This window comes from Microbacterium sp. LRZ72 (genome assembly GCF_033792225.1).
Taxonomy (GTDB): domain Bacteria; phylum Actinomycetota; class Actinomycetes; order Actinomycetales; family Microbacteriaceae; genus Microbacterium.
Genome location: NZ_JANGEX010000005.1, coordinates 192,971 through 207,440, shown reverse-complemented (window position 1 = coordinate 207,440; position 14,470 = coordinate 192,971). Strand labels below are relative to the sequence as shown.

The 14,470-nt window shown below is 73.4% G+C and carries 17 protein-coding genes; 14 read left to right on the top strand and 3 right to left on the bottom strand.

Translation table 11 applies throughout. From position 1 onward, the window contains the following. The first annotated feature begins 95 nt into the window (after nucleotides 1–95). The 3 genes from M4I32_RS08005 to M4I32_RS07995 all read left to right on the top strand — a co-directional run bounded on the left by M4I32_RS08005 (nucleotide 96) and on the right by M4I32_RS07995 (nucleotide 2,017). A complete protein-coding gene (locus tag M4I32_RS08005; RefSeq protein ID WP_319033953.1) occupies nucleotides 96–290 on the top strand; it encodes a DUF2795 domain-containing protein in 195 nt (64 codons plus the stop codon). Beyond that, nucleotides 290–1,144, top strand: a complete 855-nt coding sequence (locus M4I32_RS08000) for a glycosyltransferase family 2 protein (protein ID WP_319033952.1) — start codon at nucleotides 290–292, stop codon at nucleotides 1,142–1,144. The genes M4I32_RS08005 and M4I32_RS08000 overlap by 1 nt, the downstream gene beginning before the upstream one ends. A gap of 99 nt (nucleotides 1,145–1,243) precedes the next feature. Then, nucleotides 1,244–2,017 carry a sigma-70 family RNA polymerase sigma factor gene (locus tag M4I32_RS07995; RefSeq protein WP_319033951.1) on the top strand — a complete coding sequence of 258 codons (774 nt, stop codon included), beginning with the start codon at nucleotides 1,244–1,246 and terminating at the stop codon, nucleotides 2,015–2,017. A 5-nt stretch (nucleotides 2,018–2,022) separates the two neighbouring features. On the opposite strand, the gene M4I32_RS07990 is transcribed toward M4I32_RS07995, so the two are convergent. Further along, on the bottom strand, nucleotides 2,023–3,003 hold the full coding sequence (locus tag M4I32_RS07990) for a glycosyltransferase family 9 protein (protein WP_319033950.1): 981 nt from the start codon (nucleotides 3,001–3,003) through the stop codon (nucleotides 2,023–2,025). Between the two features lie 93 nt (nucleotides 3,004–3,096). Between M4I32_RS07990 and M4I32_RS07985 the strand changes: the two genes are divergently transcribed. From M4I32_RS07985 to M4I32_RS07955, 7 genes are read left to right on the top strand one after another with little or no spacing between them, the layout of a single operon-like run. After that, a complete protein-coding gene (locus M4I32_RS07985; protein WP_319033949.1) occupies nucleotides 3,097–3,675 on the top strand; it encodes an HAD family hydrolase in 579 nt (192 codons plus the stop codon). A gap of 47 nt (nucleotides 3,676–3,722) precedes the next feature. Further along, entirely contained in the window at nucleotides 3,723–4,733 is a 1,011-nt protein-coding gene (locus tag M4I32_RS07980; RefSeq protein WP_319033979.1) for a glycosyltransferase family 9 protein, read from the top strand. After that, a complete protein-coding gene (locus tag M4I32_RS07975; protein WP_319033948.1) occupies nucleotides 4,730–5,752 on the top strand; it encodes a glycosyltransferase in 1,023 nt (340 codons plus the stop codon). The genes M4I32_RS07980 and M4I32_RS07975 overlap by 4 nt, the downstream gene beginning before the upstream one ends. Then, the gene (locus M4I32_RS07970; protein ID WP_319033947.1) at nucleotides 5,749–7,023 is read left to right on the top strand and encodes a glycosyltransferase; all 1,275 of its coding nucleotides are present in this window, start codon (nucleotides 5,749–5,751) and stop codon (nucleotides 7,021–7,023) included. The genes M4I32_RS07975 and M4I32_RS07970 overlap by 4 nt, the downstream gene beginning before the upstream one ends. Beyond that, nucleotides 7,020–7,694 carry an SIS domain-containing protein gene (locus M4I32_RS07965; protein WP_319033946.1) on the top strand — a complete coding sequence of 225 codons (675 nt, stop codon included), beginning with the start codon at nucleotides 7,020–7,022 and terminating at the stop codon, nucleotides 7,692–7,694. The genes M4I32_RS07970 and M4I32_RS07965 overlap by 4 nt, the downstream gene beginning before the upstream one ends. Continuing rightward, the gene (locus M4I32_RS07960; protein WP_319033945.1) at nucleotides 7,691–9,079 is read left to right on the top strand and encodes a PfkB family carbohydrate kinase; all 1,389 of its coding nucleotides are present in this window, start codon (nucleotides 7,691–7,693) and stop codon (nucleotides 9,077–9,079) included. Before M4I32_RS07965 ends, M4I32_RS07960 begins: the two co-directional genes overlap by 4 nt. Nucleotides 9,080–9,121: 42 nt before the next feature. Beyond that, nucleotides 9,122–9,820: an SDR family oxidoreductase gene (locus tag M4I32_RS07955; RefSeq protein ID WP_319033944.1), complete on the top strand. Its 699-nt coding sequence runs from the start codon at nucleotides 9,122–9,124 to the stop codon at nucleotides 9,818–9,820. Here M4I32_RS07955 and M4I32_RS07950 read toward each other — a convergent pair. Next, nucleotides 9,786–10,916, bottom strand: coding sequence for a glycosyltransferase family 9 protein (locus M4I32_RS07950; protein ID WP_319033943.1), 1,131 nt, complete (start codon nucleotides 10,914–10,916; stop codon nucleotides 9,786–9,788). The two genes, M4I32_RS07955 and M4I32_RS07950, sit on opposite strands and share 35 nt — an antisense overlap. 120 nt (nucleotides 10,917–11,036) lie before the next feature. On the opposite strand from M4I32_RS07950, the gene rfaE2 reads away from it, so the two are divergent. Next, the gene (rfaE2, locus tag M4I32_RS07945; RefSeq protein ID WP_319033942.1) at nucleotides 11,037–12,497 is read left to right on the top strand and encodes a D-glycero-beta-D-manno-heptose 1-phosphate adenylyltransferase; all 1,461 of its coding nucleotides are present in this window, start codon (nucleotides 11,037–11,039) and stop codon (nucleotides 12,495–12,497) included. 48 nt (nucleotides 12,498–12,545) lie between these two features. After that, complete coding sequence (locus M4I32_RS07940) at nucleotides 12,546–12,761, top strand: DUF2188 domain-containing protein (protein WP_319033941.1); 216 nt, start codon at nucleotides 12,546–12,548, stop codon at nucleotides 12,759–12,761. Between the two features lie 15 nt (nucleotides 12,762–12,776). On the opposite strand, the gene M4I32_RS07935 is transcribed toward M4I32_RS07940, so the two are convergent. After that, complete coding sequence (locus tag M4I32_RS07935) at nucleotides 12,777–13,400, bottom strand: DUF305 domain-containing protein (protein WP_319033940.1); 624 nt, start codon at nucleotides 13,398–13,400, stop codon at nucleotides 12,777–12,779. A 175-nt stretch (nucleotides 13,401–13,575) separates the two neighbouring features. On the opposite strand from M4I32_RS07935, the gene M4I32_RS07930 reads away from it, so the two are divergent. Next, nucleotides 13,576–14,070: a bifunctional nuclease family protein gene (locus tag M4I32_RS07930; RefSeq protein WP_319033939.1), complete on the top strand. Its 495-nt coding sequence runs from the start codon at nucleotides 13,576–13,578 to the stop codon at nucleotides 14,068–14,070. 126 nt (nucleotides 14,071–14,196) lie between these two features. Next, entirely contained in the window at nucleotides 14,197–14,430 is a 234-nt protein-coding gene (locus M4I32_RS07925; protein WP_319033938.1) for a hypothetical protein, read from the top strand. Nucleotides 14,431–14,470 lie beyond the last annotated feature (40 nt).

Genomic DNA, 14,470 nt, shown 5'->3' with positions numbered 1-14,470 from the left:
TGTGTGCGACCGCATCCGCGGACGATGTCAACCCCCGTGGCGACGCGGATGCTGCGCCCTAACGTGCTGTGCGATCCGCGAGAAAGGACCTCAACATGGCCGAGAATCCCACGCCCATCGAGCTGCAGAAGTACCTGGGCGGCGTCGACTACCCGGTGAGCCGGGACGACCTGCTCACGACGGCCCGCGACAACGGAGCCCCCGACGACATGCTCCAGGCTCTGGAGCAGTCGGGTCAGGACAGCTTCGACAGCCCGACCGCCGTGAGCAGCGCCGTCTCGGGCGGCTGATGGCGAGCCGGCGCGGCTCGGGGGAGTGGGCGAGCGGCTCCCCTCCCGACCCCGCCGAGGTGGAGGTGCTCATCCCCACGGCGGGGCGCGTCGCCGAACTCGCCACCACACTCGCGGGCCTCGCGGCCCAAGACGACCCGCCCTTCGGCGTGATCGTCAGCGACCAGTCCGAAGAGGAGGTCTCGCGTGACCCGGCGGTCGCGGCGATGCTGCGCGTGCTCGATGCCCAGGGCCGCGCCGTGCGGGTGCTGCGCCATCTGCCGCGGCGGGGGATGGCCGAGCACCGCCACTTCCTGCTCGATGAGTCGACGGCGCCGGCCGTGCTCTTTCTGGATGACGACGTGTGGCTCGAGCCCGGCGCGCTCGCCCGCCTGCACGACGCACTCGTCAGCCTGCGCACGGGGTTCGTCGGCATGGCGGTGCAGGGGCTGTCGCACCTGGGCGACGAGCGCCCGGTGGAGCAGCGGATGTTCGAGCCGTGGACGGGCCCGGTGCTTCCCGAGACGGTGCGCCGGGACTCCGACGCGTTCGGGCGCTGGCCGCTGCACAACGCCGCCAACCTGACGCACATCGCCGGCCGACTGCGTCTGGTCGCCGGCCGATGGCTGCCCTACAAGGTGGCGTGGGTCGGCGGATGCGTGATGTTCCGGCGCGAGGCTCTCGTCGCGGCGGGCGGGTTCGGATTCTGGCGCGACCTGCCAGAAGAGCACGCCGGGGAGGACGTGCTGGCGCAGTGGCGCGTGATGGAGCGCGAGGGCGGTGCCGGCATCGTCCCGAGCGGCGCCGTGCACCTGGAATCTCCCACGACCATCCCCCATCGCCCGGTCGACGCGTTCGACGTCGCCAGCGGCTGATCCGCGCTCCCCTTCATCGGCGGGCGTGCGATTCTGCCCTGCTTCTCCTGCGTGTTCAACCCCCTCTTGCATACTGCTCGGCCGGGTGATCGTGCTCTCATGACTCACGCAGATGCAGCGCAGGACGAGCGATCGCTCGTCGCCGACACCGTCGTTGCGGCGCCGGCCGAGGCCGAGAAGCTGGTGCTCGGCAACCTGTCGCTCGCCGAGGCCGTGGCGCGCCGGTACTTCCGGCGCGACCGCGCCCGGGACGAGGACCTGGTGCAGGTCGCCTACATCGGCCTGATGAAGGCGGCGCGCCGGTTCGAGCCGGGTCGCGGCACCAGCTTCGCGGCGTTCGCCGTGCCGACCATCTCGGGCGAGATCAAGCGCCACCTGCGCGACAACGGATGGTTCATCCGCCCGCCGCGTCAAGTGCAGGAGCTGTGGGCGCGCATCTCGGAGGCATCGCCCCGCCTTGCGCAGCAGCTGGGTCACCGGCCGAGCGTGGCGGAGTTCGTCGCCGATCTCGGCGAGAGCGAACGGCGCGTGCAGGAGGCAATCGCCTGCCAGGATCGCCTGCGCCCCGCGTCGCTCGACGTCACGGTCGGCGAAGACCAGGGGGCGACCCTCGCCGAGCTCATCCCCGGCACGGGTGAGGACCTCGAGCGGGCGGAACTCGGTGCGGTGCTGTCCGCGGCGATGCGCACCCTCTCGCCCCGGGACCGGCGCGTCGTGCACCTGCGCTTCTTCGAGGACCGCACGCAGCAGGAGATCGCCACAGAGCTGGGGGTGACGCAGATGCAGATCTCGCGCATCCTCAGCAAGGCGCTGCCGGTGCTGCGGGACCGCATCCAGAACGGTGCGCCCGCCCGCGCCCGGAGTGTGGCCTGATCCTCTCAGGCGGATGCCGGGGCGAGCACGGCGCGGATCGCCCACAGCACGTCCTCCACGCCGACGGCGAGGAGCGCCGGATCCGGCGTGTCGGCGAAGGCGTCGCCCCGGCGCACGCGGGCGTCGGTGAGTGCGAGGTGCGGTCCGGGCGGCGGTCCCCACTGCTCGGGGGTCGCGGGCCCGAACAGCACGACCGAGGGCCGGCGGTAGGCCGAGGCGAGATGCGCCGCGCCGGTGTCGGCCGAGACGACGACGCGCGCGCCCTCGATCACGGCGGCGAAGTCGGTCAGGTCCAGGCGCCCCGCGAGCACGGCCTCATCGTCCATGCCCGCCGCCCTCGCCACGGCGAGCGCCCGCTCGCGCTCGTCCGCGCTGCCGGTGAAGACCACCCGGTGACCGTCGCGGCGCAGCCGGTGCGCGACCGCGGCGAAGCGGTCGACCGGCCAGCGCCGCGAGCCGTAGAACGCCCCGACGTGCAGCACCGCGGCACCGGGGGCCACGCTGCGGCGCGGCGGTGGCGTCAGCCGCACCTCGTCGGCGTCGGCCTCGACCCCGTAGGCGTTCAGCAGCCGCACCCAGCGCTCGCGCTCCGACAGATCGTCGCGCCATGCCGGCATCCGCGGGTCGGCTCCGGCGCCGTGGTCGATCTCGTCGACCCGATGCGCGATCGTCAGCCGCGCCTCGAGGGCGTCGACGAGGCGCCTGCTCTCGGATCCGCTGCCGTGCAGGTTCACGGCGACGTCGACGCGACGAGGCGCCAGCGGGAGCGGGTCGTCGAGGCCGGGCGTGGCGAGCAGGGCGTCGACGCCCGGGACGAGATCGACCACCGGCTCGAGCCATCCGGGCACGGCCAGCACGAGCCGGTGGTGGGGAAAGGCACGGCGCAGCCCGTGGATCGCGGGGACCGCCACGAGCAGGTCACCCAGTTTGAGCGCGCGCAGCGCGAGGACCTCGGGTCGCCCGTCGGGCTCTCGCAGCGGCTGCACGCCCCCAGCATCCCAGGTCGTCGCCGCCCGGGGGCCGTCCCGGAGTGGCGAGCGAGAAGTTTGACCGGCCGGAGAAGTGGGAAGAGCAGAAGTGTGAAGCTACGGAACGGGCGGGTGCGGGCCGTGCTGTTCGATCGCGACGGCACGCTGGTGTTCGACGTGCCCTACAACGGCGATCCCGCGCGCGTGCGTCCCGTGCCGACGGCAGCGTCGGCGCTCGGCCGGCTGCGCGCAGCGGGCGTCGCCGTCGGGGTGATCTCGAACCAGTCCGGCATCGGGCGCGGCATCGTCACCGCCGACGAGGTGGATGCCGTCAACGCCCGCGTCGACGCCCTGCTCGGCCCCTTCGACACCTGGCGCTACTGCCCGCACACCGACGATGACTCCTGCGACTGCCGCAAGCCCCGCCCCGGGCTCGTGCGGGCTGCGTGCGACGCCCTCGGCGTCGCGCCCGCCGACGCCGTCGTGATCGGCGACATCGGCGCCGACATGGGCGCGGCGGCGGCGGCGGGCGCCGGGGCGATCCTCGTGCCCACGCCCGCCACCCGCCCCGAAGAGGTCGCCGCGGCGCCCCACGTCGTGCGCGACCTCGATGAGGCCGTCGACCTGCTTCTGCCCGCGGGGTCGCCCGAGGGCGCTACGGCGATCGCCGGCACCGGGGGCGGCTCGTGACGCGCCGGGCGCTCGTCGCGCGCCTCGACAGCATCGGCGACGTGCTGATGACCGGCCCCGCCGTGCGGGCGGTCGCGGCATCCCCCGACATCGACGAGGTGTGGATGCTGTGCAGCTCGATCGGCGCCGAGGCGGCACGGATGCTGCCCGGGGTGGATCGGGTGCTCGTGTGGGACTGCCCCTGGATCACGGCCGGCGCGGTCGAGGCCACAAGAGAGCACCTCGCGCGCCTCGACGCGCTGGTCGCCGAGCCGGCGCCGGCGGTCGCGGTCATCCTCACGTCGTTCCACCAGTCGCCCCTGCCCCTGGCGTTGCAGCTGCGCCTCGCGGGAGTGCCGTTCATCGCCGGCGCGTCGGTCGACTACGCCGGAGCGCTGCTGGATGTGCGGCTGACGCCGGGCGAGGACTTTCCCGAGGACCAGCCCGAACCGGTGCGCGCGTTGCGCATCGCCCGAGCGGCGGGCTTCGCGCTGCCGCCCGGAGATGACGGCGGCCTCGCGCTTACCGGCGCGACCCCGCTGCCCGACGCCGTGGCCGGCCTCGCGAACGTCGTCGTGCTGCACCCGGGCGCCTCCGCATCCGCCCGCCGCTGGCCCGCGTCGCATCACGTCGCAACGGCCGCCCTGCTGCGCGATGAGGGCTGGGACGTCGTGGTCACGGGGGGCCCCGACGAAGCGGACCTCACGGCCGAGGTCGCCGGCCACGGGGCATATGGCCGCGACCTGGGTGGGGTGACCGAGTTGAGCGCCCTGGCCGGCATCCTCGCGCATGCGCGCGTCGTCGTCACCGGCAACACCGGACCCGCGCACGTCGCGGCCGCGGTGGGCACGCCGGTGGTCAGCCTGTTCTCCCCGGTCGTTCCCGCCGTGCGGTGGATGCCCTACGGGGTCCCGCTCGTGCTGCTCGGCGACCAGGAGGCGGCGTGCCGGGGCACCCGTGCCCGTGAGTGCCCGATCCCCGGGCACCCGTGCCTGGCGTCGGTCACCCCGGCGCAGGTCGTCGCGGCATGTGAGCAGCTCGCCGGCTCGCGCGTGCACGCCGCGGGGGTGGTCGCGTGAGGGTCCTGCTGTGGCACGTGCACGGGGGATACACCGACGCCTTCGTGCGGGGCGCGCACGAGTACCTGCTGCCGGTGGGCGATGAGCCGGATGCGGCGGGGATCGGGCTCGCAGGGCGGGAGTGGCCGGCCGCCCGGGAGGTGCGCACCGCCGACCTGCGCGACGAGCAGATCGACGTGGTCGTGCTGCAGCGTCCCGGCGAACGGGAGGCGGTGCGGCGGCTGACCGGCCGCGTGCCCGGGCGGGACCTGCCTGCCGTCTACCTCGAGCACAACACCCCCAAGCCGGACGCGACCGGCACCGTGCATCCGCTCGCCGACCAGGACGAGATCCCCATCGTGCACGTGACGCACTTCAACCGCGTGTTCTGGGACAACGGCAGGGCCCGCACGATCGTGGTGCAGCACGGGGTGCCCGATCCCGGCCACCGTTACACGGGAGACCTCGGCCGCATCGGCGTCTGCGTGAACGAGCCGGTGCGACGGTGGCGCATCGTCGGCGCCGACCTGCTGCCGGCGTTCGCCCGTGTGGCCCCCGTCGACGTGTACGGCATGGCGGCCGAAGGGCTGCCCTCGGCGCTCGGGGTCGCACCCGATCGCGTCGCACCGGCGGGCGACCTGCCTCCGGGCGAGCTGCATGCCCGGCTGGCCCGGCGCCGGGTGTATCTGCACCCCTTCCGGTGGACCTCTCTCGGCCTCTCGCTGCTCGAGGCGATGCATCTGGGCATGCCCGTGGTCGCCCTCGCCGCCACCGAGGCGGCGCGGGCGGTGCCCGGCGACGCGGGCGTCGTCTCGAACGACCTCGACGAGCTGGAGCGCGCGACCGCGCGGTTCATCGCCGACCCGGCGCTCGCCGCGGAGACGGGGCGGCGAGCCCGGCGGCACGCGCGGGAGCGATACGGGCTCGACCGGTTCCTCGCCCGCTGGGACGAGGTGCTGGGCGAGGTCGTCGCCTCTGCGCGGCGCCCCGACGTCGCCCTGGCGTCGCCACATCCGCAGCAGGAAAGGAGCACGCGATGAGGATCTCGATGGTGTCCGAGCACGCCAGTCCCCTGGCCACGCTGGGGGGAGTGGATGCCGGCGGCCAGAACGTGCACGTCGCCGCCCTCTCGTCGGCGCTCGCCGCACGGGGGCATGCCGTCACCGTGTACACGCGCCGCGACGACGACGCGCTCCCCGAGCGGGTGCCCCTCTGCGACGGGGTCGAGGTGGTGCACGTCACCGCCGGCCCGCCCGCGCCGGTGCCGAAGGACGAGTTGCTGCCGCACATGGGCCAGTTCGCCGACGAGCTCGCCGAGCACTGGCGAGCCGACGCACCGGACGTGATCCACAGCCACTTCTGGATGTCCGGCCTTGCGGCGTTGGATGCTGCGCGCCGGCCGGGCGTCGCGTCGCCCCCCGTGCTGCACACCTTCCACGCACTCGGCAACGTGAAGAAGCGCCACCAGGGCTCCGACGACACCAGCCCGCCCGAGCGTTCCCTGCTCGAGCCGCAGGTGGGCCGCGAGGCCGACGGCGTCGTGGCGACCTGTTCGGATGAGGCGTTCGAGCTGATCCCCCTGGGCGTGCCCTCCTCCCGCATCTCGGTCGTGCCGTGCGGGGTCGACAACACCCTGTTCAGCCCGGACGGCCCGGCCGAGCCGAGAACCGATCGCTTTCGGATCGTCACGGTCGGTCGCCTGGTGCCGCGCAAGGGAGTGGGGACGACGATCTCGGCGCTCGCCCGTCTGGCCGCGCGAGGCCACGACGACGTCGAGCTCGTCGTCATCGGCGGCTCGCAGGGCGGCGACGCGGTGCAGACCGACCCGGACGTGCAGCGCCTCCTGGCGCACGCGCGGGCCGAGGGCGTCGAGCATCTCGTCACGTTCCGCGGTCAGCTGCGCCACGAGGAGCTGCCCGCCGCGTTGCGCTCGGCCGACCTGGTGGTGTGCGCGCCCTGGTACGAGCCCTTCGGCATCGTCCCCCTCGAGGCTATGGCAACGGGGGTGCCGGTGGTCGCCACCGCGGTCGGCGGTCTGATCGACACCGTGGTGCACGGTGTGACCGGTGTGCACGTTCCCCCGCGGGATGCCGACGCCATCGCCGACGCGGTCGAGGGGATGCTGGCCGAACCGGCCCAGCGGGTCGCGTTCGGCCGCGCGGGGGTCGCCCGCGCCGCCGTGCGATACAGCTGGGCGAAGGTCGCCGCCGACACCGAACGCGCCTACCGGCGGGCGGCGCGCGCGCAGGCCGGCGGGCGGCCCGAGCGCCGCGCACACGCCGGGCGTGCAGAAGGAGGGGTGCGGCGATGAGCATCCTGCGTCTTCCCCCGACCGCGCCCGCGTCCCCGGGCAGGACACCTGGCCCGGCGACAGCGGATCTCGAGGGGCACCTCGACGACCACCAGCGGGTGATCGACGCCCTTCGTGCGCACCTGCCCGTGCTGCGGGAGTGGGGCGAGGAGCTTGCGGCGCGGCTGCTACGTGGACAGCGACTGATCGCCCTCGGCAACGGGGGATCTGCGGCCGAGGCCCAGCATCTGACCGCCGAGATCGTGGGCCGGTTCGACGGCGAACGCCGGCCCTTCTCGGCGCTCGCGCTGCATGCCGAGACGTCGAGCGTGACCGCGATCGCCAACGACTACGGCTACGACGATGTGTACGCCCGCCAGGTGATGGCGCACGCCCGCGTGCGCGACGTCGTCGTGCTCTTCTCCACGAGTGGACGCAGCGAGAACCTGCTGCGCGCGGCGCGCGCGGCGCGCACCGTGGGCGCCGCCACCTGGGCCCTCACGGGCCCGGGGCCCAACCCGCTCTGCGACGCATGCGACGCGCACATCGCGCTGCCGGGGCCGTCGGCGGGGGTGCAGGAGGCGCATCTCGCCGCCCTGCACCTGCTGTGCCGCGTCTTCGACGAGCGCGTGCGCGCACACGATCAGGAGCGCATGCGTGCGCGGGGTGCCGCGGGGGGAGTGCCCCGATGAGGATCGTCGTCGTAGGAGACGTGCTGCTCGACGTGGATGTCGCGGGAGCGGCCGACCGGCTGAGCCCCGACGCTCCCGTGCCGGTGGTGTCGGTGAGCGAGACCCTCGCGCGGCCCGGCGGGGCCGGCCTCGTGGCGTCGCTGATCGCGCGCGACGGCGCCGACGTGACGCTCGTGACGGCCCTCGGCGATGACGACGGCGCGGCCCGGCTGCGGGCTCTGCTCACCGGCGGCCCCGGCCACCCCGGTGCGGGAAGGGTCGAGGTCGTGGCGGGAGCCTCACGGGCGCCGACACCCACGAAGACGCGCGTGCGCGCCTCGGGCCACGCGATGATCCGGATCGACGAGGGGGATGCCGCGGCCCCCGCACCCGACGTGACCGATCGGATGATCGCCGCCCTCGATGATGCCGACGCGATCGTCGTCGCCGACTACGGCCGCGGCATCACGTCGGATGCGCGCCTGCGCGACGTGCTCCAGCGCGCCGGAGAGCGCGTGCCGGTGGTGTGGGACCCGCATCCGCGCGGCGCGAGTCCCGTGCCCTCCGTCGCTCTCGTCACGCCGAACTCGGCGGAGGCGGCCGCGCTGGTCTCCACCGCCGTCGACGACATCCCCGCCGCGGCGGAGGCGGGGGAGCGTCTGCGGTCCCGGTGGGACGTGGACGCGGTTCTCGTCACGCTCGGCGACCGGGGCGCTCTGCTGGCACGTCGCGGATCGACCGCGCCGCACGTCGTCCCCGCCGTCGCCGTGGCGGCTCCCGACACCTGCGGGGCCGGGGACCGTCTCGCGGCGGCCGTGGCGCTCGCCCTCGCGGGGGGAGACTCGCTCGTCGAGGCATGCGTGGCGGGCGTGAGCGCCGCCGGCCGGTTCCTCGCCGCAGGCGGAGTCGCCGGGCTGGCCGTGCCGGGCAACACCCGCCCGCTCGGCGGCGCGGCCGACGCGCTCACCATCGCCGCGGCGACCCGTGCCGCCGGCGGCACCGTGGTGGCGACCGGAGGCTGTTTCGACCTGCTCCACGCCGGTCACGCCCGCACCCTCGCCGCGGCGCGCGCCCTCGGTGACTGCCTCGTCGTCTGCCTCAACAGCGACGACTCCGTGCGACGGCTGAAGGGTCCCGAGCGCCCCATCATGGGCGAGCAGGACCGCCGCGACCTGCTGCTGGCGCTGGAGTGCGTCGACGCGGTGGTCGTGTTCGCCGAGAGCACGCCCGAGGCGGTGCTGCGCCGTGTGCGCCCCGACATATGGGTCAAGGGGGGCGACTACGCCGCCGACGACCTGCCCGAGACCGCGGTGATCGCCGAGTGGGGTGGCCGCACCGTGACCGTTCCCTACCACCCCGGCAGGTCCACGACGGGTCTCGCCGGTGCCCTCGCGCGGGTCGGCTGACCCCGGCCGACCCCTATCATCTCCCCGCTCGGAAGGAGCTTCATGTCTGCAACACGCACCCTCGGCAACGTCCTCATCACCGGTGGAGCCTCCGGCCTCGGCGCCGCCGTCGCGGCATCGGTGGCCGAGGCGGGCGGCCGCCCGATCGTGCTCGACCTCGCCGTGGATGCGGTCGACTCGCCCGATGCGTACGCCATCGACGTGTCGAACACCCGGGCGACCGAGTCCCTCGTGGCCGACCTGGTGGAGCGCTACGGGGGGCTGGATGCCGTCGTCACCGCGGCCGGCGTGGACCGCCCGGCGCCGTTCGACCGTGTGCCGGCGGAGGACTGGGAGCGCATCGTCGGCGTGAACCTGCTCGGCACCGTCGCGGTGGTGCGCGCCGCCCTGCCGGCGCTGAAGGAATCGCACGGGCGCGTCGTGACGATCACCTCGTCGCTCGGGCTGCGTGCAGTCGGCGACGCGACGGCGTACTGCGCGTCGAAGTTCGGCGTGGTCGGCTTCTCGCGGTCGCTCGCGGCCGAGACGAAGGGCGAGCTGGGGGTCACCACGGTCTTCCCTGCCGGGATGCGCACGCGCTTCTTCGACGGACGCGACGAGCAGTACAAGCCCGGCCCCGACGCGAACCTCATCGACCCGGCCGAGGTCGGCGATGCGATCGTCTTCGCGCTGCGCCAGCCGCAGGGCGTCGAGATCCGCGAGCTGGTCATGTGCCCGGAGGATGAACCCTCGTGGCCGTGAGGGCGAGCAGCGTGCGCGCGTCGTCATAGACGGCGTCGACCGGGACGTCGGCGACGAACGGCACGTCGTGCTCGCATCGCGGGGCGGTCCACCCCACCTGCGTCGCGTCGCGCCCGCACACGGGGCAGTGCGTCGTCCACGACAGCTGCACCCGGTGGCGACCGCGGGTCACCGGCCCGCCGTTGATGAGGTTGCCGGCCATGAAGATCCCGACGGTGGGCACCCCGACGGCGTGCGCCAGGTGACGGGGTCCGCTGTCGTTGCCGATGAACAGATCGGCCACGGTCAGAAGACCGGTCAGATCCGACAGGCTCAGCTCGCCCGCGAGTGAGACCACGCCGTCACCGGCGACCCGGGCGGCCTCATCGGCGATCCGGTCGGCGAGAGCGGCATCCTCGCCGTCCCCGACCAGCAGCACCCGCATCCCGTCGGTCGCGCATCGCGCCGCGACCTCGGCGAACCGCTCGGCCGGCCACCGCCGCCGCGGATCCGTCGCGCCGGGGTGGATGACGACGACCCCGCCGGCCTCGCCCATCAGCTCCACGCCGCGCAGCCGCTCGTCGAGCGGCACGGCGAGCCGGGGCTCCGGGCCGGCCGACGTCGCGCCGGCCAGCGCCACGGTCTCGAGCCACCGGAACACCTCGTGCTGGTAATAGAGGTACGGCAGGTTCCGCTCGAGGGGAGCGGCATCCGGTGTCGCGGTGCCGACGGTGTGGCGGGCGTTCATCTCGAGCAGGAACGGGTTGGAGTAGCGCCCGCCGCCGTGCAGCTGGCACGCCAGGTCGAAGTGCTCGCCGCGCATGCGTCGCAGGAACGCGTCGATCTGCGCCGGGTCCTCTCCTCGGTCGCCCGGATCGCGCACGCCCACCGCGAAGGGTAGCTCCTCGACGCGCGCGACGGGGCCGGGCCTGCCCTCGAGCAGCGCCCGGTGCAGGGGAGTGCCGAGCAGCACGATCTCGGCCTCGGGGTACGTCTCGGCCAGGGCGTCGAGCGCGGGCAGGGTGAACAGCAGATCGCCGAGGCCGCCGCCGCGCAGCACCGCGATCTTGAGCACGTCGTCGAACGGCTGTGTGTCGAGGGCCGGTGTCGCTCTCACTTCTCCTCCGTCGGTGATGCTGCGGCGGTAGCGGTCACCGATTCTGTTCCCGCTCGGCGGGGCCGTGAAACCTTCTGGCAAGAGCGTGTAGGGCGCTGCGTTCCCGGGTACAGGAGCGGCATGGGCGATGATCTGCGCGGCATCCTGCACCTGCTCCGCGAGCGGCCACCCCGCGTCGTTGTCGCGGGCGACGCGATCCTCGACCGCTGGCTGCGCGGCGATGTGCGCCGCCTGAGCCGCGAGGCGCCCGTGCCCGTGGTGGATGCGGCGGAGCCGGAGGAATGCGCCGGGGGCGCGGCCAACACGGCCGTCAACCTCGCGGCGCTCGGCGCGTCGGTACGGCTGATCGCGGCCGTCGGCGACGACAGCGACGGGGAACGTCTGCTGGCGCTGCTCCGACGAGCGGGCGTGGACACCTCGGGGGTGCTGGTGCGGCCTGGGGCCACGGCGTCCAAGACGCGCGTGGTGGGCGATGGGCAGATCGTCGTGCGGGTGGACAGCGGCTCCGGCGAGGAGCTCTCCGCCCGCGATCGTGGGCGCGTGCGGGAGGCGCTGACCGGCGTCGCCGGTGACGAGACGCTGCTCGTGTGCGATTACGGGGCGGGACTGCTCGACGATTCCGCGGTGGCCGCGCTGGCGGACGCGCCCCGCCCGGCTCAGCTGCTGGTCGACGCGCACGATCTGGGGCGGTGGCGCCCGGCGCGGCCCGATGTCGTGACGCCCAACAGCGGCGAGACCTCGGCCCTGCTCGGCCGGCATCTGCCGCAGGGTGCGGTGCGGGTCGCGGCGGTGACGGATGCCGCACCGCACGTGCTCGCGGCATCCGGAGCAGCCGCGGCGGTGGTGACGCTCGACCGCGACGGCACCGTCGTGATCGACGCCGCCGGCCGGGTGCACCGCACGCACGCACATCCCGTTCCCGAGCATCAGGCGACGGGCGCGGGCGACACCTTCGCCGCCGCCCTGGCCGTGGCCACGGCCCTCGGGGCCGAACTGCCCCGGGCGGCGGCGTTCGCGCAGCGCGCGGCCGACGTCGTGGTCGCGCGCCCGGGCACCGCCGTCTGCACCCTCGACGCCCTCGAGGCGGCGATCACCGGCACCGGCGCGCCCCGCGCGGTGGGACTCGAGGCCCTGCGGGCGGCCCTCGCCGAGCAGAGCGGACGCACGGTCGTGTTCACGAACGGCTGTTTCGACGTGCTGCACCTGGGACACACGACGCACCTGCAGCAGGCCAAGGCGCTCGGCGACGTGCTCGTCGTCGCGCTCAACGACGACGACTCGGTGCGCCGGCTGAAGGGCCCGGGCCGCCCGATCAACCCCCTCGAGGACCGCGCGCGCGTGCTCGAGGCGCTCGGATGCGTCGACCACGTCGTGGTCTTCAGCGAGGACTCGCCGAGCCGCCTGCTCGCCGAGCTGCGTCCGCAGATCTACGCCAAGGGCGGCGACTACACGGCCGAGATGCTCGAGGAGACCCCGGTCGTGCGCTCCTACTGCGGCGAGGTGCGCATCCTCGATTTCATCCCCGCGCACTCGACGACGGAGGTCGTCAACCGGATCGCGCAGGGGGCGCCGCTGCGGTGAGCAAACCACCGGCCGCGAGCGGCGGTCGGTCGACGGAAGGAGAGGCGAATGGCCACGGGAGACGTCGAGACGCGCTCGAAGCGCGGGCAGTGGGTCAACGAGGTGGTCGGCGACCACGAGCTCTCGCGCAGCTTCAGCAGCCGCGAGGAGGCGGTGGATCAGGGGCGGACGCTCGCGGAGCAGCTGGGCACCGCCCACGTGGTGATCGACGAGGAGCCGACCGGTGTGATCACGGACGAGCAGCCGGAGCGCCGCCCCGAGTAGCCGCCCGTGCTCGCCTCACTCCGTGGGGCAGTCCCGCACGGCCGCCACGTCGAACTCGGGGACCGGCCGCTCCTGCGCTTCGGCCGGGGTCGCGGCGATGCCGTTCGCGGCGATGTCGTCGATGAGCCAGTCCATCTCGAGGATCTCGCGGCGCTGCGCCACGCTGATCTCGACGGCGAGCTCGCACACGCGGATGTCCTGGATCTGCGCGCGCTCGGAGCGGGTGATCGCGAGCGAGTGGTGGGGGATCATCGCGCTCATGTACGCCGAGTCGTCCACGGTGATCTGGCTGCGGTCCAGGGCGATCCCTCCGCCGATGAGCAGCACGCCGGCCGCCACGATCGCGATGTTCGCCTTGACGTTCTTGTACATGTTCAGCATCCACGCCAGCATCACGAGCGCCATGGTGCCGCCCATCGTGAGCGCCATGAAGATGCGGCTCTCGCTGAAGCGCACGTGTCCCCACGCCCATGATCCCGTGAACATGACCCAGTACATGACGACCATGCCGGTCAGGATCATCGCCGCGAACCGCAGGTACATGTTCATCGGCTTGTGCTTCTTGTGTGGTTTTCCCTGCCCGTGCTGCGCGTCCTGGCCGTGCTGGTCGTCGCCGGAGCGGTGTTCCTGGTCCGTCACGGTGCCCTCCTGGTGTGGTCGGCGGTGGCTCTCGAAAGGGTCGTCGGCATTGCTGTACCCGGCAAGCGCCTTGCGCATGCAACCCGGGGTGGGGTAGTCCTGACCTCGCCGACCCCACGACCGCCGGGCGGTCTAGCATGGCAACCCCGTCCCCGAGAGCAGCATCGGAGCGATCATGGTTCGAGTCCGCGTCGTCGGCGTCGCACTGGATTCCAGTGGTCAGCACGTCATCCTGCTCGGCCCGCACGACGAGGCCCCCGCCGCGAGCCGCGTGCTGCCGATCTGGATCGGGGAGCAGGAGGCCACGTCGATCTTCGTCGCGGTCGAGGGGGCGGCGACCCCGCGCCCGCTGGCGCACGACCTGATGAAGTCGATGCTCGAGGCGCTGGAGGCAAGCGTCGAACGGGTCGAGGTCACCCGCATCGACGGGGGCACCTACTACGCCGAGATCACGCTGGCGACCTCGGCGGGGGTGCGCACGATCGACGCGCGCCCCTCGGATGCCGTCGCGCTCGCGGCCCGCACCGGCTCACCGCTCTTCGTGGCGGATGCCGTCTTCGACGAGGCCGGCCTGCCCGCAGAGGTCGCCGGCGTCGTCGACGAGGAGGCGCGCCTCGAGGAGTTCAAGCGCTTTCTCGACGACGTCGACCCCGAGGACTTCCGGGAGTAGACGGTGAGAATTCGCGTCGAAGGCTAGCAATACCGCGGTGTCGACACTAACCTCGACGAAGGCCCCGGACCCCGGCCTGTCTACCGAATATCTGGCTTTTCCGAATACATGGCTGGAGGTCCATCCATGAGCATGAGCGCACCCGACGAACGCGACGTGAACACGGCTGCGCTTTCGGCCGACTGGGACCGCGAACTCGCGCTGCTCAGCGAGGCCCCGCCTGCGGGCATGGACGACGTCGAGACGTTCGATCGCACCGGCGTCAGCACCGTCTTCTGTCTGAACACCAAGGGCCGTGCGTTTCTGCAGCAAGAAGTCGATGAACTGCGCGAGGCGGATCTGCTCCTCGATCTGATCTGAGTGACGAGGCCCGTCGCCGGTCGCAGGCTCTCGCTTTCGC

Coding starts and splice junctions, on each gene's coding strand:
- M4I32_RS08005 (WP_319033953.1), top strand. CDS start 96: ATGGCCGAGAATCCCACGCCCATCGAGCTGCAGAAGTACCTGGGCGGC.
- M4I32_RS08000 (WP_319033952.1), top strand. CDS start 290: ATGGCGAGCCGGCGCGGCTCGGGGGAGTGGGCGAGCGGCTCCCCTCCC.
- M4I32_RS07995 (WP_319033951.1), top strand. CDS start 1,244: ATGACTCACGCAGATGCAGCGCAGGACGAGCGATCGCTCGTCGCCGAC.
- M4I32_RS07980 (WP_319033979.1), top strand. CDS start 3,723: ATGACCGGCCCCGCCGTGCGGGCGGTCGCGGCATCCCCCGACATCGAC.
- M4I32_RS07970 (WP_319033947.1), top strand. CDS start 5,749: ATGAGGATCTCGATGGTGTCCGAGCACGCCAGTCCCCTGGCCACGCTG.
- M4I32_RS07965 (WP_319033946.1), top strand. CDS start 7,020: ATGAGCATCCTGCGTCTTCCCCCGACCGCGCCCGCGTCCCCGGGCAGG.
- M4I32_RS07960 (WP_319033945.1), top strand. CDS start 7,691: ATGAGGATCGTCGTCGTAGGAGACGTGCTGCTCGACGTGGATGTCGCG.
- M4I32_RS07955 (WP_319033944.1), top strand. CDS start 9,122: ATGTCTGCAACACGCACCCTCGGCAACGTCCTCATCACCGGTGGAGCC.
- rfaE2 (WP_319033942.1), top strand. CDS start 11,037: ATGGGCGATGATCTGCGCGGCATCCTGCACCTGCTCCGCGAGCGGCCA.
- M4I32_RS07940 (WP_319033941.1), top strand. CDS start 12,546: ATGGCCACGGGAGACGTCGAGACGCGCTCGAAGCGCGGGCAGTGGGTC.
- M4I32_RS07930 (WP_319033939.1), top strand. CDS start 13,576: ATGGTTCGAGTCCGCGTCGTCGGCGTCGCACTGGATTCCAGTGGTCAG.
- M4I32_RS07925 (WP_319033938.1), top strand. CDS start 14,197: ATGAGCATGAGCGCACCCGACGAACGCGACGTGAACACGGCTGCGCTT.